The sequence below is a fragment of the Lysinibacillus sp. IITD104 genome, assembly GCF_036698265.2.
In the GTDB taxonomy this organism is placed as follows: domain Bacteria; phylum Bacillota; class Bacilli; order Bacillales_A; family Planococcaceae; genus Lysinibacillus; species Lysinibacillus boronitolerans.
This window is the reverse complement of record NZ_JBAHYH020000001.1, coordinates 1,714,847-1,734,420: the sequence shown is the minus strand read 5'-3', so window position 1 is coordinate 1,734,420 and position 19,574 is coordinate 1,714,847. Positions and strand designations below refer to the sequence as shown.

Annotated in this window: 21 protein-coding genes and 2 pseudogenes; 3 read left to right on the top strand and 20 right to left on the bottom strand. The window is 36.7% G+C overall.

What is annotated here, in order from left to right; genetic code table 11:
• Positions 1-54: 54 nt before the first annotated feature.
• From V1L66_RS08750 to V1L66_RS08710, 9 genes are all read right to left on the bottom strand, one after another.
• On the bottom strand, positions 55-198 hold the full coding sequence (locus V1L66_RS08750; RefSeq protein ID WP_004231124.1) for a hypothetical protein: 144 nt from the start codon (positions 196-198) through the stop codon (positions 55-57).
• A 1-nt stretch (position 199) separates the two neighbouring features.
• On the bottom strand, positions 200-1,111 hold the full coding sequence (locus V1L66_RS08745) for a stage III sporulation protein AE (protein ID WP_036076558.1): 912 nt from the start codon (positions 1,109-1,111) through the stop codon (positions 200-202).
• A 12-nt stretch (positions 1,112-1,123) separates the two neighbouring features.
• A complete protein-coding gene (locus tag V1L66_RS08740; protein WP_016994741.1) occupies positions 1,124-1,501 on the bottom strand; it encodes a hypothetical protein in 378 nt (125 codons plus the stop codon).
• Positions 1,502-1,506: 5 nt separating this feature from the next.
• Positions 1,507-1,716, bottom strand: a complete 210-nt coding sequence (locus V1L66_RS08735; RefSeq protein WP_012295089.1) for a hypothetical protein — start codon at positions 1,714-1,716, stop codon at positions 1,507-1,509.
• A gap of 90 nt (positions 1,717-1,806) precedes the next feature.
• Positions 1,807-2,814 carry a nitronate monooxygenase gene (locus tag V1L66_RS08730; protein ID WP_333005269.1) on the bottom strand — a complete coding sequence of 336 codons (1,008 nt, stop codon included), beginning with the start codon at positions 2,812-2,814 and terminating at the stop codon, positions 1,807-1,809.
• Between the two features lie 194 nt (positions 2,815-3,008).
• The gene (efp, locus tag V1L66_RS08725; RefSeq protein ID WP_004231115.1) at positions 3,009-3,566 is read right to left on the bottom strand and encodes an elongation factor P; all 558 of its coding nucleotides are present in this window, start codon (positions 3,564-3,566) and stop codon (positions 3,009-3,011) included.
• A gap of 17 nt (positions 3,567-3,583) precedes the next feature.
• Positions 3,584-4,645: a Xaa-Pro peptidase family protein gene (locus V1L66_RS08720; protein WP_016994743.1), complete on the bottom strand. Its 1,062-nt coding sequence runs from the start codon at positions 4,643-4,645 to the stop codon at positions 3,584-3,586.
• A 2-nt stretch (positions 4,646-4,647) separates the two neighbouring features.
• Positions 4,648-5,082, bottom strand: a complete 435-nt coding sequence (gene aroQ / locus V1L66_RS08715; protein WP_016994744.1) for a type II 3-dehydroquinate dehydratase — start codon at positions 5,080-5,082, stop codon at positions 4,648-4,650.
• Between the two features lie 122 nt (positions 5,083-5,204).
• Positions 5,205-5,630, bottom strand: coding sequence for a hypothetical protein (locus V1L66_RS08710; RefSeq protein WP_036076551.1), 426 nt, complete (start codon positions 5,628-5,630; stop codon positions 5,205-5,207).
• Between the two features lie 110 nt (positions 5,631-5,740).
• On the opposite strand from V1L66_RS08710, the gene V1L66_RS08705 reads away from it, so the two are divergent.
• Entirely contained in the window at positions 5,741-6,712 is a 972-nt protein-coding gene (locus V1L66_RS08705; RefSeq protein WP_048392285.1) for a DUF1385 domain-containing protein, read from the top strand.
• Positions 6,713-6,751: 39 nt separating this feature from the next.
• Here V1L66_RS08705 and V1L66_RS08700 read toward each other — a convergent pair whose 3' ends face one another.
• The 8 genes from V1L66_RS08700 to V1L66_RS08665 all read right to left on the bottom strand — a co-directional run bounded on the left by V1L66_RS08700 (position 6,752) and on the right by V1L66_RS08665 (position 13,629).
• Positions 6,752-7,486 carry an ABC transporter permease gene (locus V1L66_RS08700; RefSeq protein ID WP_333005853.1) on the bottom strand — a complete coding sequence of 245 codons (735 nt, stop codon included), beginning with the start codon at positions 7,484-7,486 and terminating at the stop codon, positions 6,752-6,754.
• The gene (locus V1L66_RS08695) at positions 7,483-8,205 is read right to left on the bottom strand and encodes an ABC transporter A family member (RefSeq protein ID WP_333005852.1); all 723 of its coding nucleotides are present in this window, start codon (positions 8,203-8,205) and stop codon (positions 7,483-7,485) included. The genes V1L66_RS08700 and V1L66_RS08695 overlap by 4 nt, the downstream gene beginning before the upstream one ends.
• Positions 8,198-8,665, bottom strand: coding sequence for a DUF3021 domain-containing protein (locus tag V1L66_RS08690; RefSeq protein WP_333005851.1), 468 nt, complete (start codon positions 8,663-8,665; stop codon positions 8,198-8,200). Before V1L66_RS08690 ends, V1L66_RS08695 begins: the two co-directional genes overlap by 8 nt.
• Before the next feature lie 10 nt (positions 8,666-8,675).
• Complete coding sequence (locus tag V1L66_RS08685; protein WP_048392281.1) at positions 8,676-9,116, bottom strand: LytTR family DNA-binding domain-containing protein; 441 nt, start codon at positions 9,114-9,116, stop codon at positions 8,676-8,678.
• A 410-nt stretch (positions 9,117-9,526) separates the two neighbouring features.
• Complete coding sequence (locus V1L66_RS08680; protein ID WP_333005850.1) at positions 9,527-10,453, bottom strand: alpha/beta hydrolase; 927 nt, start codon at positions 10,451-10,453, stop codon at positions 9,527-9,529.
• A gap of 1,068 nt (positions 10,454-11,521) precedes the next feature.
• Entirely contained in the window at positions 11,522-11,998 is a 477-nt protein-coding gene (locus tag V1L66_RS08675; protein WP_333005849.1) for a hypothetical protein, read from the bottom strand.
• Positions 11,995-12,801, bottom strand: coding sequence for a Nif3-like dinuclear metal center hexameric protein (locus tag V1L66_RS08670; protein ID WP_333005848.1), 807 nt, complete (start codon positions 12,799-12,801; stop codon positions 11,995-11,997). Before V1L66_RS08670 ends, V1L66_RS08675 begins: the two co-directional genes overlap by 4 nt.
• A gap of 303 nt (positions 12,802-13,104) precedes the next feature.
• On the bottom strand, positions 13,105-13,629 hold the full coding sequence (locus V1L66_RS08665; protein WP_237898227.1) for an ATP-binding protein: 525 nt from the start codon (positions 13,627-13,629) through the stop codon (positions 13,105-13,107).
• A gap of 320 nt (positions 13,630-13,949) precedes the next feature.
• On the opposite strand from V1L66_RS08665, the gene V1L66_RS08660 reads away from it, so the two are divergent.
• Positions 13,950-14,996, top strand: coding sequence for an ArsR family transcriptional regulator (locus V1L66_RS08660; protein WP_333005847.1), 1,047 nt, complete (start codon positions 13,950-13,952; stop codon positions 14,994-14,996).
• Positions 14,989-16,203, top strand: coding sequence for an MFS transporter (locus V1L66_RS08655; protein ID WP_333005846.1), 1,215 nt, complete (start codon positions 14,989-14,991; stop codon positions 16,201-16,203). The genes V1L66_RS08660 and V1L66_RS08655 overlap by 8 nt, the downstream gene beginning before the upstream one ends.
• A gap of 362 nt (positions 16,204-16,565) precedes the next feature.
• On the opposite strand, the pseudogene V1L66_RS08650 reads toward V1L66_RS08655, so the two are convergent.
• From V1L66_RS08650 to V1L66_RS08640, 3 genes and pseudogenes are all read right to left on the bottom strand, one after another.
• Positions 16,566-17,693, bottom strand: a pseudogene (locus V1L66_RS08650) (hypothetical protein); the annotation flags it as partial.
• Between the two features lie 61 nt (positions 17,694-17,754).
• Positions 17,755-18,690: a hypothetical protein gene (locus V1L66_RS08645; RefSeq protein ID WP_036076534.1), complete on the bottom strand. Its 936-nt coding sequence runs from the start codon at positions 18,688-18,690 to the stop codon at positions 17,755-17,757.
• 205 nt (positions 18,691-18,895) lie between these two features.
• Positions 18,896-19,570, bottom strand: a pseudogene (locus V1L66_RS08640) (response regulator SirA); the annotation flags it as partial.
• Positions 19,571-19,574 lie beyond the last annotated feature (4 nt).

The window sequence follows — 19,574 nt, the reverse complement described above, 5'->3', positions numbered from 1 at the left end:
TACATTGCCTCCTTTCATCTTCTCTTTTTCAAGTGTATGTACGCTTGTTTCTTCCTATGAATTGATAAATGGAATCTTTAATAGCAATTGCAAAAATACTAACGTGATGACCAACTTTGTTAGTGAAATTATTTCCTTATCATCCGTTAGAAACACAAAAATCTGACAGACAAAGAGCAATGCCAATAAAAGAATCAATCTATCTACCCCCTGCCATAACTTGTACGAACACAATGAGGAAAAAACAAGAAAACATAAATGAAAAAGCAATTAAAAATGATACAGCACATAAAGTAAATAGCGATTTGCTAACTTGATCTAGTAGTCTACAAATATCATCAAAGGCAATTGGTTCTAAAATAGCAGCGAGCATTTTCAATGAATAGGCACTGACTACAAGCTGCATGGTTGGGATAAAAGACACCGTAATGACAGCGATAAAGGCACTAATACTTGTAAGAGAAGATGTAAATTGCGTCATATGCTGAAAAATCGAAAAGCTATCCACAATAAAGGAGCCAACAACTGGAATATTTTCTTCAATGAGCTTTTTCACAGGCTCCGCTACAGCCGCATTGACACTAAATGCTGCTACACCGCTTGCAGTCATCAGTAAGACATAGCAAATAACTGAGGCCGACACGATGCTCATAATTGTAAATCGAATCAATTCAGCTATTCGAGTAAAGGATATTTCCTTTACGATCACACTGCATACATCAAAGACGATGGCCAAAAGCACGCCAGGAATAAGCCACTTACTACTGATAATGGTGAGGACTTGTACAAAAAACAGTAAAAAAGGCTGCCAGGAAGCAATCGCTGTAATACTACTGGATAATAAAAAGCTTGATGTAAGAATGGGATAAAATGCTGTAAATAGATGGGCTAGTCCTTGTGCAATTTCATCAATTAATGTAAAGGAGTTGACAACAACAGGACCGATTGTTGCTAAAACGATAAGAAAAAAAAGTATCCTTGTCCCTTTTTCAAACTCTGGTAATAGCATGTTCACAATCAAAATGATGATGACGTAGCTACAAAGCATGAGCGTCATCTTGAGCAAGAGAAAGAATGGGTCGATTAAAAACGATAATATTTGCTCCTGCAATGGCTTCGCTCCTTAGTTTAGCCTTTTTAAAATGGCCGACACCTCCTGTAGAACAGCCAAAAATTCTTTGAACCAATACAGTAAAATTACAATTTTTACTGCAGCAAAAACGATGTTCCCGAGCACTTTATAATTATGTTCTGCCAGAAGCAATGCCACCCACTGCCCGACATAGAACATACTTGCACTGATTAAAATAGCCTTCGCATAAGGTAAAAACGCAAGTGTTTCTAACAGTTGTTTGGCGAAAGGCAATAAAAGTGTCGAGAACAACATGCCAAAAAGCAAAAAAGAAAACATCACACTGATTAGCGCATGGAGTGGCTGTATAACTTCTTTTATCAGCAATAATAAAAGCAGCATGACAACAGCGACGATGACTATTTCCATTTACATTACCCTGAAGAGGTAAGCCACTGGAAGAATGTTAAAATCTCATTAAAGAATAGACGTAAAAATCGAAGTAACTCTGCTGTCATATATAAGTAGGCAATGAAAAAGAGGAAAAATGAAAACTCCTTCTTCCCTGTTTGATCAAAGAAAACATGAAGAAGCGCAACGACTAGTCCCACTCCAGCAACTCTTAATACGTCTTGTAATTCCATTCCTACGCCCCCTCGTGTACAGCAATATATGTCGCTCTACAAAAAAAAAGACCTCTATACAGATGTATAGAGCTCTTCTATGATTAAAAATTATAATAGTTTGCGCACAATGTTTTTGACCGTATCTGTTTGCTGTATAAGATGACTATTTTCACCCATCCACATGGATAAATATTCAGCATTACCCTGCTCTGCACTTTCCTTACGAATGGTAGTCGTTAGATAGTTTTGTAGTGGATAGGGTGCTACTGTCGCATCCTCCATACGTTTCGTGAAATCATTCGCTAAACCTCTTGCTGGCTTCCCAGTAAATGCAAGCGTAATCGTCGTTTGTTGTTCTTTCGATGCCAATACAGCATTTTTATAGAGCGGTGAAATTTCGCATTCATCCGCCACTAGTAAAGCCGTCCCAATTTGAACTGCCTGTGCCCCACTTTCAAGTGCCTTTTGAATATCCTCTTTGTTCACAAGGCCACCCGCAGCTATAATCGGAATCGCAACTTTTCCCACTACTTGTTGTAGTAAGTCATGTAATGGAATTAATTGCAGAGGGTCAATAAAAGAGCCTCGATGACCGCCAGCCTCTCCCCCTTGTAATACAACTGCATCCATACCTGCTTGTTCCACTAGTATAGCTTCCTCTAATGTCGTTGCAGTACCAATGGTATAGACACCATGATCCTTTAATTGTTTGAGAATAGCTGGAGATGGCAGCCCAAATGTAAATGAACAAATCGCTACCTTTTCTTCAATCACCGCTTGAACCTGTCCTGCAAAAACTTCCTTTGATGTTACGCTCTGTACAGGGGATAATCCTAATTCATCGTAAAAAGGTTGCAGTGCCATTCTGGCTTGTTGTAAAACCTCGACATCAATTTTGGGTTCTTCTTGCACAAATAAATTGACCGCAAAGGGCTTTGTCGTTAATTTCTTCACTTCTTGAATAAACTGCTTTGTTTGTTCACCATCTAAGTAACCTGCACCAATTGAACCTAATAGGCCTGCCTCAGCACAAGCCGCCACAAATTTAGGTGATGTCACGCCTGCCATTGGTGCTTGTATAATTGGATATCGCATATCAAATGTTGTTTGTAGCATACCTTTCACTCCTTACTCTGATTGTAAACAATTCTACCAGTAATGACCATCTATCTGATGATAGAAACTTGATAGTACCTCAATAAAAATTAAATAGTGCTTCTATCTATTATCACATTAAATGAACGATTTGACAGTATATGTATAAGAAAAAAATAAAAACCTACTCTTTAATGAAAAGAGTAGGCTGATCATTAGGCACGTGAAACGTAAGAACCTTCATCTGTGTTAATGATTAAAACGTCACCTTGGTTAACGAAGAATGGTACTTGTACGATTAGACCTGTTTCAAGAGTAGCAGGTTTTGTACCGCCAGAAGCTGTATCACCTTTGATTCCTGGTTCTGTTTCTGTTACTTCTAATTGAACAGTGTTTGGTAATTCAACACCTAACATTTCACCTTGGTAAGATTGAATATGCACTTCCATGTTTTCTTTTAGGAATTTTAATTCATACTCAATAGCAGATGAAGCTAGTTCAGTTTGCTCATATGATTCCAAGTCCATAAATACATGCTCGTCACCTTGTGCATATAAATATTGCATTTTACGATTATCGATTTGTGCCTTTTCAACTTTTTCACCAGCGCGGAATGTTTTTTCATTCACTGAGCCGTTTCGTAGGTTACGTAATTTAGAACGTACGAATGCAGCACCTTTACCTGGTTTCACGTGTTGGAAATCTAACACGCGGTATAATTGGCCATCAACAATAATTGTTAGACCTGTACGGAAATCGTTTACTGAGATCATTTGTGTTCCTCCAAAGTTTATAAAATAATGAGTTCTTTTGACGAATGTGTAAGTAGTTCATTACCCGTTTCTGTGATTAAAATATCATCCTCGATACGGACACCACCGATTCCAGGTAAGTAAACACCTGGTTCAATCGTCACGGCCATACCTGGCTCTAGCACTGTATCAGAACGCATCGATAAGCCAGGGCCTTCATGTACTTCAAGACCAATACCGTGTCCTAAAGAATGACCAAATGCTTCGCCATATCCTTTTTCTTTTAAGTAGTCACGTGCAATCGCGTCCGCTTGAATGCCTGTTAATCCAGGACCCACTTTTTCAAGTGCTAACAGTTGAGAAGCAAGGACTGTATTGTACATATCTACCAATTTTTCAGATGGTTCTCCCACAGCCACAGTACGTGTAATATCCGAAATATAGCCATTATAAAGCGCACCAAAGTCTAATGTAACAAAGTCGCCTTTTTCAATCACTTTATTCGTTGCAACGCCGTGTGGTAATGCTGAACGAAGACCAGACGCAACAATCGTGTCAAACGAAGACTGAGTTGCTCCTTGTTTACGCATGAAAAATTCTAATTCATTCGAAACCTCAAGCTCGGTTTTACCAGGCTTGATGAAGCCTAAAATATGTGTAAATGCGTGATCTGCAATTTCACACGCAGCCTTAATAATATTAATCTCTTGTTCCGTCTTAATCAAGCGAATTTTTTCAATTAGCCCAGAAATCGGCACTAAATCTGCTTGGACCTTCGATTTATACAGTTCATAAGTGCCATAGCTTACAGTATCTTTCTCAAAGCCCAATAATTTGATACCCATATTATTTACTTGAGTAGCTATTTCTTCAATAATTGTGGCTTCATGCTTAACAATACGGAAGTCCTGGATTTGTGCAGCAGCCTGCTCTGTATAACGGAAATCTGTAATAAATACAGCATCATTTTGAGACACAATTGCTACGCCTGCTGTCCCTGTAAAACCTGTCATATAGCGACGGTTGTACCCATTCGTTATTAAAATACCATCGATGCTTTGTTCTTGAAGTGCTTTACGTAGCTTTTGTAATTTCAACATAATCAATTCTCCCTCTCGATAAATGTACGTAGTGCCAGTTCATAGCCTTTCGTACCTAGTCCGCAAATTTGACCAAGGCAGGCCGGAGCAAGATAGGAATGATGTCGGAAAGCCTCACGTTTGTGGATATTGGAAATATGTACTTCGATAACCGGCACAGAAATACCTGCTATCGCATCATGTAACGCGATGCTTGTATGGGTATATGCACCAGGATTAAAGATAATACCATCATATTTTTCGTCCTCTGCTTCATGCACCCAATCTATTAGTACCCCTTCATGATTGGATTGACGAAATTCAACTGTAGCACCTAAAGAAGCCGCAAGATTTTGAACATTTTCGCGAACATCATCCAATGTTTCATGTCCATAAATATGTGGCTCTCGTTTACCAAGTCGATTTAAGTTAGGTCCATTCAAACATAATAACTTCACGCTTCTATTCGCCTCTTTCTATGTACTTGCCATTTATTTTATCATACACCGTGCATTCAGCAACTAATTTCAACTAGTGGTGCCATAAATATCCCCTTAAACGAAGGGGATATTTTGTACCTTTAATTTTGTTTTTGTGCCGTATGTTCCCTCTGATGGAAATTGGCGGTTTCCAGCAAGAAACGTAATAAACAAATGACGATCACCATAAATGGAATCGACAGTTTTTTAAAAGACGTAAGTTGTAATGGCAAATCTAAAGCAATCCACTCCAATGTGATGGTCACCAAAAGACCTAATAAAAGGGAAGAAAAGACAGCCGGGATGATATATACATAGCGCATAGTCATGTATAAAAATAAGCCGATAATAAATAGTAGAAAAATAAAAAAGGTCCATTGAAATAATTTGGAGCTTTCTTCAAACCAATTCCATTTTTTATAAAACCCTATCGGATGCCATTTAATGAGATGGAAATAATGTAAACCCTTTAAGCACAGCGCTAAAACAAGCGCGTTGACAAGTGCTGTAATCGTCGCTACTTTCACTATATACCTCCTTTATGCATACTAATCATTTCCTAAAATGTACGATTAGTGTAGCCATATAGAAAATTTACTATGCGTAACGGTAGAGGTTTTTCACTAAATTTAGTACAATGGTACAGTTGAAATATATAAAGAGAGTGGTGTTAGCCTTGAGCAATTCACCTGTATACGGGGGACAAGCACAATTAGAGGGTGTGATGTTCGGAGGAAAGGAACATACTGTTACAGCCATTCGACGTAACGATGATTCCATTGATTATTATCATTTCAAAAAAGTACAAAAACCTTTGTTACAAAAGCTTAAAAAAATTCCATTTGTACGAGGCGTTGTCGCGCTAATTGAATCCGCTGGCTTAGGTTCTCGTCACATGCAATTTGCTGGGGATCGTTATGATGTGACACCTGGGGAAGAGGAAGATCATAAAGAAGAAGGCTCTAAACTTCAAATGATACTGGGCGTTGCTGTAGTAGGTATTCTTTCCTTTTTATTTGGAAAATTTGCCTTTACATTAATTCCTGTTTTTATAGCTGATTTTTTCTCAAAATGGATTGAAGGAAAAACGGGACAAATTTTACTGGAAAGCGGTATTAAACTATTATTACTGCTAGCCTATTTATATTTTATCTCGTTAACGCCCCTCATTAAACGAGTTTTTCAGTACCATGGTGCAGAGCATAAGGTGATTAATTGCTATGAGGCTGGCTTAGACATTACCGTAAAAAACGTCCAAGCTCAATCCCGCCTCCACTATCGTTGTGGCAGTAGCTTCATTCTATTTACAGTGTTCGTCGGCATGTTTTTATATTTCTTTGTGCCTACAGATCCACTGTGGCTTCGTATTTTAGATCGTATTCTATTAATTCCTGTTGTTTTGGGTATCTCATTTGAAGTCTTACAAGCAACAAATGCTTGTCGTAATATTCCAGTGCTACGCTTCCTTGGCTACCCAGGCTTATGGCTACAATTACTAACAACTCGTGAACCAAAGGACGATCAAGTAGAAGTAGCGATTGCTTCCTTTAATATGCTACGCCAAGTAGAGCAGCAACCTGAAATTGCTGCGACATTAAATCATGATTAATAAAAAAGGCAGCCCAACGACGTCGGAGCTGCCTTTTTTTCATGTTGTACTACCTTGCATTTTCTGCTTAAACATAAAGATGGCGAGAATTGTCATAATTATTGAATAACCAATGACAACAATAAGTGAATAAAACACATCAGCATACTCTGCATGTAAGATAGCCCTAGCTGCATTGACTGCGTGCATGAAAGGTAAAAGTTGCGCAATCTTTTGAAATGTTCCACCAATCATATCTAATTCGAACCATGTTCCACTTAACCAAGTTGTCACATTAACAAAGATGGCAAATATCCCTCCTACCTGCTTATCTGTAAATAATGTCCCAAATAATAATCCACAACTAATATAGAGTGGTGAAATTATTAGAAGTACAAGAATCATAAAGAGGATAGACTTATTAAATGGCAACCCTAAAAACATGGCGGTAGCTAAACAAACAAAAATTTGTAGCAGAGCTATTGGTAGTAAAGGTATCATATACCCTAAAATGTAATCAGCGGCAGACAAAGGAGAAACAAAAATCCTCATTAAAAAGGATGAACTTTTATCTTTTCCTAGTAGCATTCCTGAAAACAGTGTGAGAAAAGAAAAACTAAATACAATGACGCCCGGTGTTAGGTTATTCATTTCATATAAAGCAAATGGCATATTTTTTTGCATAACAGAAAATAAGCCCAATAAAAGAATTGGTAAGCCTATACCAAATAATAAAGTGATTGGATCACGGACAATCTCTTTATGATTCCTTGTTGCAAACGCAGCTACCCTCACAATAACGCCTCCTCTGTTTTTTCCAAGAATACCTCTTCTAAAGAATGCTTGCCTGTTTCACTGATCAATTGTTGGATCGTGCCTAGTGCACATATTTGCCCATGATGCATAATTCCTACACGATCAGCTAAAGCCTCTATCTCCTCCAAATAATGGGAGGTCAAAATAATCGTGACATGTCCTTTTAAGTGCTTCAATATGTTCCATACATCATTCCTTGCCCGTATGTCCATCCCTAAAGTCGGTTCATCGAGGAACAATACCTTTGGGTTTGACATTAAAGCCATTGCTACACTTAAACGACGCTGGTAGCCGCCAGATAGTGTCTTAGCCTTGTCATGCTGATATGGTGTCAGTCCGAATAAGGCCATTTTGTCATATACTTGTTGTTGTGCTTTTTCTTTTTCGTAGCCATAAATCTGACTGAATAATAATAGATTTTCATATACCGTTAAATTAGGCGCAATGGCCGTTTCTTGAGGAGAAATATTAATAACTTGTTTTACAGCCTGTGTATTTTGCACAATGCTTTTTCCATCTATTGTGGCATCCCCATCTGTAGGTGAAAGGAGCCCACACAACATTTTGATTGTGGTTGTTTTGCCAGCACCATTTTGTCCTAAAAGAGCGAAAAGTTCACCTTGATGGATTTGTAAATTTAATTGATTAACGACTATACGCTCTTTATAAAGCTTTGTTAAATCTCTTATGTTAATCATCCTGCTCTTCACCTCGATTGGTAAGAATCGCATTAATTTTTTCTATGTCACGTTGTGAAAATCTATATTGTAAAACCCATGTCACAATATAAGTTCCGAGAAAACTGGATACGAGAGAAAAAATATTAGCCATCGTTTTTGGCATCCATAGTAGCGTTACAATCGGTATCCAAATCATTGCCGTTATGAAAAAGTGGACGAAATATTGCTTCAACATTCCCCAGCTAGCCATTTCAAAAATAAGTGCAGCAAGAGCAAAGGTAATGCCAATAACACCCGTTAATAGAATTTGAGTAATTATTGCACTTATTTCATCTGTAAAGTAAGCACGAAATTCTGGTACCACCCAAACATATTTTCCTTGCCCTATGCCCATTGATACAAAAAATTGCACAATTTGTCCCATCACTATACCGATCAAAAATCCACCAATAATACGTGTTAAAATGTCTTTTCGCATATTTATCACCTCAGATTCCTAATTGCTTCTTAATTTTGCTTACATAACGCCTAGAAGCGTATGTTTTCGTGCCATTCTTCAATTCAACTCCGATTGTACCTGTTCTACTAATGTCCATATGCTTGATCATGTAGCGATTGACTATTTCAGCATTTGAAATACGGAGAAACATTTGAGGATTGAGCTTTTCCTCCAGCTCATAAAGACGCAAACGTACCGTATAAACACCGTGAATGCTCTGGACACAAACCTTTTTTTGCTCTGTATAAATACGCACAATCTCCTTACTATCGATCAATTCAACGCCTTTATGGGAGAAAGCTAATAAAGTGCTTTCTGCTGTCGTAGTAATAATTTGCATAAGATGCTCAATGTCATCAGTCATTTTATCTGTGAGAATGATTACTTTGGGTTCTTTATATGTAGGGTCAATCGATATTTCCACCTTCATATGATCACTGTCCTTTCTACGCCTCACTATAAATTTTTCCATACATGTTGTAAATGGATTATCGACAACTGGTCGTTATCAAGGAATAAGTGGTAATCTCAAAGATTCTGGCGAACAATAAAAACACCCTTTAGATAGGCCTATCCAAAGGGGTTAAAGGTACAACTTAGCTTACTTAGAATCTTTTTTTACTTACTAGTAGGGCTGTAAAAACACCCATCATATTCAGGAGCTTTTAAAATATTGGAGGTAAGCTCTAATGATTGATTAAATTTTCCCAAATCAATTGCAGTGATTGAGTGTTTTGAGACACTTTTATTTTTCAAACATCTACAGATAAATAAACCTTGCTAAAAATGTACATAGAAAAAAACGTATTTTGAATGGCTCAAAACACGTTTTTCTGTGAATTATTTACTTAGGGTATTGATAATCTTCTGTTGCGCATCCACTGCCTCAGGGATTGGCATCACAACAAACACATGATTCATCTTAGGATAAACAAAGGTATTGATTGCAACGCCTTGTTCTGTTAGCTTTTCATCAAACTGTATTGCATCTGGATATAAGCTTTCGTGGGACCCAATAAAATGAGTTATCTTGCCAACTCCTTGAAAATCGCCGTAAATTGGACTAATTATTGGATCCTTTAGAGCTTTATCAGCTGCCCATATTTTTGTTATGACTTCCATTCCTTCACTAGCTAACATGGGATCGTTTTCTTCATATTCCTGAATAAGTGGATTTTCTAAACTCATATCAACACATGCCGACAATAAAATAATATCTTGTGGTTGAGGCAGACCGTCTCGCTTCAACAGTTGAATTAGACCAAGTGCTATATTTCCACCTGCTGAATCTCCTATAATGGTTAATTGATTGGAGCTTTCAATAGATGCTAGAATCTCTTTATATAAGCTGAGCATCTTTGGGTACGTATCTTGATAGCTAAAATGAGGGACTTTTGGATAGATAGGCGCAATAACTTTTGCATTTAAGGCTTGTGCCATTTTATCCATGAACAACCAGTGTAAATTTAAAGGTTGATTCGTCCAAGCTCCACCATGAATATAAAGAATCACCATTTGTGATGAAGACTTTTGGTCATTTAAAATAAAAACCTGCATATCCTCGAATGTTTGCTCCTTCAAATCACTTAAAAGATTGACATCCTCCCCAATCACATAGGGGTGAATATTTTCTGTTCCTCTTTGCTTAATAAATTGTTGAGCATTTTCAATACTAGAAAAGCTCTTTTTATTACTTTGTGAAAACAATAATTTTTCAAATTGCACACTCTCTACAGATCGTTCTCCATTAAAAATTTCTATACTCATGTTTTTCTCTCCTTTTATTGTTCATTCTGTTTCCAAACATGTAATGATTAATAAAGTGATGTGCCAAACCACTAAAACTGAGTATCGACAATAGTAAAATGCATCTTTTTAGCGAACTTTATTTTAATTCCACATTTTGAAGAATACTCCTTCTAAAATCTATCATCAAATAAAAAGACCTTCCTGTTGTAATTCCTAAATGTAAAGAGCATTGATTGTGCTGTATATAAAAAGCTGCCTTTTTGAAACAAAATGACAGCTTTCATGTTGTTGAAAAAAGATGATGTCAACAGCAGAAAAAGTAACTTTGCAAGGTGAGAGGTTGATTTCCGTTCCGCCAGCGTCCTTTCCAGGGGGCGTCCGATGAGCTGCAGGGTCTCATCTGTGACGCTGGCTCCACTCCAATCAACTATTCTGCAAAATGTCTTTACTTTTTTCATAGTAGTGGAGCGATCAAATCGGTTATTTTCAATGTGGAGATGTGATGCTTGACAACACCATTTCATAAAGAGTAGTGAACACCTTCAATTTACTAAAAAACTTTCGCTAAAAAGGTAACACTTTGGTGGGTTGGAGTGGAAGGCTACTTGACTCCCGTGGGATAGAGAGACAGGCGAGCCACTAAACGGAGCGGTAGTGGAGGAAGCGGCTTGGCGGTCGCCCACAGTAAAGCAAGTAGCTTGCAACGAAATCCATTTCTACCTTTCAATTGACTGTTTTATTTTTCAACACTAAGAAAGCTGCCTTTTTGAAACAAAATGACAGCTTTCGATTAGGTATCTGTTCCCTCAAACCTACCGCTATATTATTGGAGGTGGATTTGATAATGGCGAGTAACTATACCTATCCCATTTTCTAACCTCTACCACTCTATGAATGAGGTTAATCAATTTTGTCTTGCTAACATGTAGATAGTTAAGATTAATTATCCTGAAATAATTCATCTTCTTCTTTTGATAAAATTTCTACCTCATCTTCTGAATTTGGAAATAGTGCTTGATTTGCCTTTTCATCTATTGCTTTATGTTTTTGCTTTTTATTATGTGGAGTTCCATCATTCAGAGGTAGCTATACAAAAGCGACACGTATGTATTCCTCGTTCTTTAAGCTTTCAAGGTGATGCAATTCAAGGTCTTCCATCGTGATACGACGGCTTTTTAGTTTTTTATCATAATCCCCTGCCCAGAACCTAATTAATTCAGCACCTTGCTCTGGTTGTATATGTTCCTTCAAATAACTTAAAAAATCTTCTAAAAATTGAGGACCCCAATTTCCCTCGATGCCGTATACAAAGGATTTTTCATTATAAAACTCTAAGTCGTAAAGTGGATTATTCCATTCGAATATATTCAAATTTCCAAAAGCCGATTCATCTGCTGCATGTAAAACTCGTGCATCATCATCCATCAAATGCCACGGCTGTGTTGGTGTACTCTCTGTAATTGGATATAATTTTTTTAATTCTCTTACTGTTATTTCAGCAATTCCTGTACAATCAACTGTTTGTAAAGCACTGTTCGCCACTAGGACAGAATATAACGTCATATGCTTGTCTCCTTAAGCTTTATTCTAATATTCGCTTCATAATGTTCTTCATTTAGTCTGACTACTTCAAGTTCTTTTTTATTGTCATTCAATTTTAATGCTAAACTTTGAATGCCAAAGAATTCTGTGAAGGTATGGCTTCCAATGATAAGATTTATTCCTTTAAATTGAGCATATTGAATTGTATATAAATTACATTCTCCTGAAATGTATACATCACATTTATTTTCAACCGCTTCCTTCAGGCAAGCTGTTGTGCCTCCGTTTCCACAGACTAAGCCTACTCGATTCACCATTTTGTCATTGAACTGCCAAAATCTAACGGGTTCTTCAAGTAAAAATTCAAGTTTTGTTACGAAATCTTTAAATTCAATTTCTTTCTCATATTGAGCAATTCTACCGAAGAATAGTCCTTCCCATTCATGGGTTCTTTTAATAATCTCTAAATTCAATTTTTTTATTAAGCTATCATTTGTGCCAAAGTTACAGTCATCAAGTGGTAAGTGATTATAGTAATGGCTTATACCATACGCTGCTAGTTTTTCAGTGCATGCCTCTTTTAATCCATAGATTTCATCCCATGCATCATGGTGTGTTATCATCATGTCCACTCCATGAATTCTTGCTTCCTCTATCGTTTCAAGCGTTAGGTTAACACAGTATCCTATTTTCTTCACTTCTTTATCTGCATGGTATGTAACCCCAGATTCACTAGCATAGATTTCCTTATTCGTTACATTAAAAAGTTCATTAATTCTTTCAACTATTTGTGAAACATCTATACTTACATCCCCCCTTCTCATTTCAAAACTTCTTATCCGAATTAATAAGTAAATATTACCATTTAAACAAAAATACCCCTTTATTTTATCTTATCTAAAGGGGTAAAAAGTTACAACTTGTTGGTTTGGAATAAAGTTTGAGCAAAAATACCTCGCAAACCCTTATTTTATGATAAATAAGAAGAAACCCTTTTGAAAAAAAGATTGATCAAAAGGAATACCTCTTTAGCAGTTTTAAGTTAGGTTTTTATAAAAAAGCTTGATTGTTTTCAACCTATGTTGCTCCACAATCGCGCCCTTTAATTGAATAAAAATATTTACAACTCATTTCTTTATGTAATTTACAACGTCATTAATATAACTATCGATAGGTTCGCCAGTATTTACAACTATGCACTGATAATCAGTGGGTCTTTTACTATTGACTAATGTATATTTAAAATTCTCTTCGGAAGTTACCTCACTTATTTGACTTATCATTCTTTCTCGATTTTTCAATCTAAAATTAATCTCTTGAAGATCATCAAGGTAGCACTCAACATATTTGTACTTCACATTATATTTTTTTGACATAGCAATTCCTCGATCTACCATTTCTTGATAAAGGCAAGGGCTATCAAATACTACATTTTGTCCTTGTGATAAGTAAAATTCAATTAAAGACCAATCAATATTATATGAAATCTTACCAGTTAATTTTGAATCGATTTGAATTTCTTCTGTTGACTGTAATAAAGCAGATTTTACAATGTCGTGGTCTATTATGACTGCTCCTGTACGCTCAGCAATTTGACGAGAAAGTGTAGACTTTCCAGACCCAGGAAAGCCAGACATTTGAACAAAGAACATGTTAATCCCTCACTTCTTCTACTATAAATAAAGTATCTATTGCAATAACGGAAAACTCTTATTAAATAACCAAGTTGTTTTCAAGAACTACCCCTAAATTTTAACATAAATGTACAAATCTCTTTAGAGGCAGTTATTCAACCAAATGGCCCTTTAAACGAAAAAGACGCGTTCCTAAATAAACGCACCATTTAATAGAATAAGTTTAATATGCTCAAATATCTTCTTTAGGGAGGAGCAGAAACTATTATTCTAAATTTATTGAATAATGAATTCTATTATATTAGAATTTAGGAAATACATAATAAGGAGGCTCTTTTATGAAACACCTTTATTCCCCATATCCAGCTGAAAGTATTTCCTTACAAGTAGAATCCTCACCTGTTTGGGAAGTGATACTTGGTATTGCAGGTTACACACATAGGCAACTTCGACATACATTCGATTTAGATGGAAAGTGGTTATCAGAGCAAGATTCAATGCCTTCATCATTATTAAAACATTTAAAAGTGATTGAGGAGACCAATTTATGGTATGGACTGATTATGCTTCAAGATAAACTATCTGCATTATCTGTTCAAGATTTTTCGAATCAACTTTCAGAAATTCCAATTGCTCGCTTTTATGACATACTTTTGCCGTACAAAGATCGGAATACTGAACCTATAAGAAAAGCGACAGCCACTGAACATCATCGAGGTGAATTATTTGAGAAGTATGCGACATATTTTGAAGGCCACGATTACTTAGGTGAGTATGTGCGTAATCTTAATCGTTATACACAACAAGAAATTTGTGACCTATTCAACAATACATTGGTTGAGTGGTACATGTGGGTAAGTCAACAAGAAGAATGGGAAAAATGGACTCATGCGCTTTCTTTTGAACAGAAACAATACAAATCATTGGATATAACAAATCCTATTGAGGAAATCGAACGAATTACGGGTGGAATCAAGTATCTCCCTGAACCTTCTGTCTGGAATGTCAAATTAATTCCACACGTATCTTATCGTCCTTGGATCTTAGAAAAACGCACACCTGATACCAAACTTTTCTTTTATCCTTTAAAGGAAGAATATTTGATAGAGCCTGGTGTTCCATCAAATGAGTTAATTCGTGGTCATAAGGCCTTAGGGGATGAACTTCGATTGAAATTGCTTTATCAACTTTTAAAGGGACCTTTATCACTTCAAGAGTTGAGCGTGCAGTTTAATACATCTAAAACAACACTACATCACCAACTTTCTATATTGAAAGCAGCAAAGTTTATTCGTGTTGATAAAGGTATCTATTCGGCAAATCTAACGCAGATTAACGCTTTTTCTGGACGACTCACTCAGTACCTGGGGTTCACAAATGAATAAGTTCTCTAATTCATTTAAAGCACTTTGGATAGGTGAAATTGTATCCGAATTTGGTGGAGCAGCTGGAGGAATCATGAATGGATTGTTACTTTATGAATTGACAGGTTCAAGGGAATGGATGGGTGTACTTTGGCTTGTATATTTTATCCCCTCTTTAATTTTGCAAGGCATTAGTGCGCCTTTCCTAAACCATGTTGTGAAGGAGAAAATGCTTCAAAACATACAGTTGATTCGTGCTGGAGCCTACATCCTTCCAATTGTTGGTTATTTAATTGGTACAGACGTGGGGACCATTTTAGGATTAGTCGTTTTACAATGTTTGTTAGGCTTGATGCAACCAATTTACGCAAGTCTATCTTTTTCACTTCTACCAGAAATTTGTAAAGAGAAAGAACTTGTCGAAGCAAATGCATTACTAGATGGAACTATTCGACTTATGAGTTTTATCGCTCCTGGAGCAACTTCATTATTGCTGTTGGTCAGTCCTATACATTTTATATATGGATTTTCATCTGTACTGTTCCTCGTCAGTTTTCTCGCACTTTCACGTATCCCTCAATCAAGTAAGAAGAAAGTGGCAACTTGGACAAAGAAATTTTGGTGGGCAGAAATGAAGGAAGGCTATCGAACATTCTTTAAATATCCAAATCTTTTTCGACTTACCATTCTTTCTTCCACGGTACAGTTTGCAGTTGGAGCAACGATGGTTTTAAGTATTCCTTTTATACGAGGAGACCTTAATGGTCATTCTTGGGAATATGCGATCTTTTCTGGGTCTTTCCCGGTCGGTTATGCTGTAGGTATGGTACTACTTACGAAGTTACCAAAAACTTATCAAACTATGTACCTAGGTTTAATAGGAGGAGGTCTTTCATTCGTACTCTTGTTTTTTGTAAATTCAGTTCCTATTGCATGGGTGTGTGAATTGCTTGGAGGAATGGTATTTCCTTTATTCAATGCTCAAAGTGCAGCAATTTTTCAGCGTGAAGCACCTAGAGATCGTTTAACCCAACTAAGTGCAGTTCGATTACTATTCATTCGAGTTACCATGCCATTAGGGATATTATTTGCTTCCTCAACATTTTTAGATTTAAGTACGCGACAAATATATGCGATTGTTGGTATGTTAATTGTCTTACCTGGATTATTTCACCTCCTTGCTTCATTTTCCCAACCAAATAAAGATTTACTTACAAATAAAAAATAAGTGAATATAGCTTCAGAATATATATTGATCAAAAATTTACCTTCAGACTTTATTTATCAGCAAATGCAAAAACTCCATTTTGAAAAAAGATTGGTCAAAATGGAGTTTATCTTTATCTAACTCTATATTTCAACAATAAATCCATTGAAAACGTTCCTCAACAATTTGGTCCGATTGCTGAATAAGGAAAAAATCCTGCATTTAACAGGATTTTTGATCAAACTATTATAAATTATTATTCTAAGATCTAAAAAACAGTTCATCTTTTTTCAAAACGGTATAACTTTTTTCAAAACGGTACAACTGTATTACAAACGGTTAAACTTTGTTTTAAAGATACAACAACTGTTATTAAATTTAATTTACAGACCGCATTTCAACTGTGCGCCACAGTTTGTACATGTATTACAGCCGCCCATTTCTTCGACTGTGCCTTTACGGCATACTGGGCATGTATTCCCAACGTCTGAGCCAATAACCGTTGTTGACTCTAACGCTTGAATCGTATCTACTAATACGACTGGACGTCTTGTATGTTCTTCAACCAATTCCTCTTCAAATGAAAGTTGATCCATATCATTTTCTTCTGCTTTTAGTGTAAGTACTTGTGAATCACGGCTACCGTCAACATAAACCGTACCACCCTTAGCGCCACCTTTATATAGTCGCTCGTACACTTTTTCAACTTGCTGTACTGTATACCCTTTTGGTGCGTTTACAGTTTTAGAAATAGATGAATCGATCCATTTTTGAATAATACATTGCACATCCGCATGCGCTTCTGGTTTTAGCTCCATTGCTGTAACGAACCATTCTGGAAGCTCTTGCTCATTTACTTCTGGATGACGGTTCAAATATTCTTGGACAATTTCAGCTTTTACTTCAATGAATTTACCTAGACGACCAGAACGATAGTACGTGAAGGAGAAGTATGGCTCAAGACCTGTTGCTACCCCTACCATTGTTCCTGTGGACCCTGTTGGTGCAACCGTTAATAAATGTGAGTTACGGATACCAGTCGCTAAAATTTGCTCTTTGATATGAGCAGGCATTTTTTGCATAAAGCCTGTCTCTGTAAAGGCTTTACGTAAACGAGCTGTTTCTTCGTCTGTAGCACCTACTAAGAATGGGAAGCTACCACGCTCTTTCGCAAGCTCTGTAGACGCCTCATACGCAGTTTCAGCGATTGTTTTAAAGATTTCATCAACTAACGCATTACCTTCATCTGAACCATATTCTTTTTCACAGTAAATCAGCAAATCAGCTAAGCCCATAACGCCTAAACCAACACGACGCTCACCAAGAGCTTGTACACGGTTTTCTTCTAAGAAGTACGGTGTCGCATCAATCACGTTATCCTGCATACGAACACCAACACGAACTGTTTCACGTAGTGCTTCGTAATCAACAGATTGATTTTCTTTATTCGCAAACTGTGCTAAATTCACAGCAGCTAAGTTACACACAGAATATGGTGCAAGTGGTTGTTCCAATAATTGTTATCCTAAAGGCTTTTTATCCTTTAGTTCTTACAGTTCAATTCCTGCAAGTTCAGCATACATTTTCATTACACACTTTTTTCATAAACCTTAATAATTCTTTTCTTCCTCTATCTTCACCAAAGACTGCTTTTGAAATTACTCTAAAATCTTTAACACCAAAATCTTGATAAATATGCTCAATTAATGGATTAAGCGTTGATTTTATTTTATTCAAGGGTGTTACCGTTATTATTTCAGTATGATCGATTGCCCATTGTATGACAGTTTGTTTGATTTCTTGATGTATACTTGCTCGATTTTCAACATAAACTTGTGTGGCGATTTTTATATTTGAATTTCCAGCGCACACTTGAGTACAAAACAATTTGGATGAAGTAACAATTACTTCAAATTCACGCCCACAACTTTTGCAAATTCTTTGCTCTCTGGGCTTCTTCTGCTTACCTTTTTGTACCAAGCCAGATTTTCTTAAACCTTCAATCATTCTAGCTTTTGCTGGACTATTGGATTCCCACAACTTCTTAGTGTGCTGACCGATTTTTCTTTTTGTTTGGTCAGTATGTTTTTGATTGAAATGTCCGTTGTATTTACCAAATACAGCTTTGTTTATTGTTGTATTATTCGACTCTATCCATTCTGTAATCGTTGATGTGAGTGAAAATGGAACAAATTTATACATATCGAGCAACTCTTCATAGGAAATCAATTCGCAATCAATACCATAAGTTGTTTTAATAACATTTAGGTCCTTTAGAGCTTTCTCTTTCGCCTCGTAATCGCGAGACTTAATCTCTACAATCTTTACAAGATTGCCGGCATCGTTATAAAAGAAAAAATCAGGTTTATAAAATTTGTATCCTATATTAAATACTCTATCCTCATAGCCCCAAGAAATGGAATGATAATCTAGAAATTTGGCGTATGCATACTCATATGAACTTCTTAAATAATATGATTTATAAAAGCCTGCATAACCTCTATTCATTTCTATCACAGCCTTTCTTACACTAGGCAATTTTGGATTTTAATGAATGTGTAATGTTGCGGTCTCGTGCCCGGATTATAGTCTACTAAGTAGGATCACCGGGTATGCGTTGCCCCTGACTAAAGCTTTACCATTAGCCTTCGGTTCGGATTAGCATCTCAGCCTTCCCGCTTTATCCCGCAATTTTTAACGTGAGGCGAAGTCCACCACACGGGTTCGTCGCTACAACACTTTGACCATATGCCTTTGCATTTGTCATGTCGTTGGCGTTGTCGATAAAGAAAATACCTGGCTCTGCCGAGTATGTTGCACATACATTAATTAAATTCCATAACTCTTTTGCTTTAATTGTACGGTATGTGCGGACTTTATAGCCCATTTTCTCCCATTCACGAACATCACCAACTTCATGCCATTTCGTGTTGTAAACGCTCATTTCTTCCTTTGTATATTCTTCAACGGCTGGGAAACGAAGCTCAAAGTCAGCGTCTTTTTCAACTGCTTCCATAAATTCTTTTGTTAATGTCACAGAAATGTTGGCACCTGTTAAAAACTCTGGGTTATGAACAGTGTACGTGCCACCATCACGTAATTTATTTTCAGCCTCACGAATGATCGCTGTATCAAATCCACCTAAGCCTTCAATGTTTTTATAATTCACGATGCCTTGATACATCGCTTCTTCTTGCATAGAAAGTGGCTTGAAGTTTAATTTTTCTTTGGCTAGACGAATGATTGTTTCATCCGTTGTATTTTCAATCAGGTAACGCAGAATACGTGGATTTTGCATTTTGGAAATAATAAACTCCACAATATCTGGATGCCAATCTGCTAGCATAATCATTTGTGCCGATTTCTTACGCGGGTTCGCTACACCCACTCTC

Bases quoted from the DNA above. Each gene is read 5' to 3' on its own strand.
- V1L66_RS08705 (WP_048392285.1), top strand. From the start codon at position 5,741: ATGGTACAGTTGAAATATATAAAGAGAGTGGTGTTAGCCTTGAGCAAT.
- V1L66_RS08645 (WP_036076534.1), bottom strand. From the start codon at position 18,690: ATGAATAGAGGTTATGCAGGCTTTTATAAATCATATTATTTAAGAAGT.
- V1L66_RS08695 (WP_333005852.1), bottom strand. From the start codon at position 8,205: ATGATTAACATAAGAGATTTAACAAAGCTTTATAAAGAGCGTATAGTC.
- V1L66_RS08665 (WP_237898227.1), bottom strand. From the start codon at position 13,629: ATGTTCTTTGTTCAAATGTCTGGCTTTCCTGGGTCTGGAAAGTCTACA.
- V1L66_RS08690 (WP_333005851.1), bottom strand. From the start codon at position 8,665: ATGCGAAAAGACATTTTAACACGTATTATTGGTGGATTTTTGATCGGT.
- V1L66_RS08735 (WP_012295089.1), bottom strand. From the start codon at position 1,716: ATGGAATTACAAGACGTATTAAGAGTTGCTGGAGTGGGACTAGTCGTT.
- V1L66_RS08675 (WP_333005849.1), bottom strand. From the start codon at position 11,998: ATGACGTTATATTCTGTCCTAGTGGCGAACAGTGCTTTACAAACAGTT.
- efp (WP_004231115.1), bottom strand. From the start codon at position 3,566: ATGATCTCAGTAAACGATTTCCGTACAGGTCTAACAATTATTGTTGAT.
- V1L66_RS08670 (WP_333005848.1), bottom strand. From the start codon at position 12,801: ATGAGAAGGGGGGATGTAAGTATAGATGTTTCACAAATAGTTGAAAGA.
- V1L66_RS08655 (WP_333005846.1), top strand. From the start codon at position 14,989: ATGAATAAGTTCTCTAATTCATTTAAAGCACTTTGGATAGGTGAAATT.
- V1L66_RS08720 (WP_016994743.1), bottom strand. From the start codon at position 4,645: ATGTTGAAATTACAAAAGCTACGTAAAGCACTTCAAGAACAAAGCATC.
- V1L66_RS08680 (WP_333005850.1), bottom strand. From the start codon at position 10,453: ATGAGTATAGAAATTTTTAATGGAGAACGATCTGTAGAGAGTGTGCAA.
- V1L66_RS08730 (WP_333005269.1), bottom strand. From the start codon at position 2,814: ATGCTACAAACAACATTTGATATGCGATATCCAATTATACAAGCACCA.
- V1L66_RS08685 (WP_048392281.1), bottom strand. From the start codon at position 9,116: ATGAAGGTGGAAATATCGATTGACCCTACATATAAAGAACCCAAAGTA.
- V1L66_RS08660 (WP_333005847.1), top strand. From the start codon at position 13,950: ATGAAACACCTTTATTCCCCATATCCAGCTGAAAGTATTTCCTTACAA.
- V1L66_RS08740 (WP_016994741.1), bottom strand. From the start codon at position 1,501: ATGGAAATAGTCATCGTCGCTGTTGTCATGCTGCTTTTATTATTGCTG.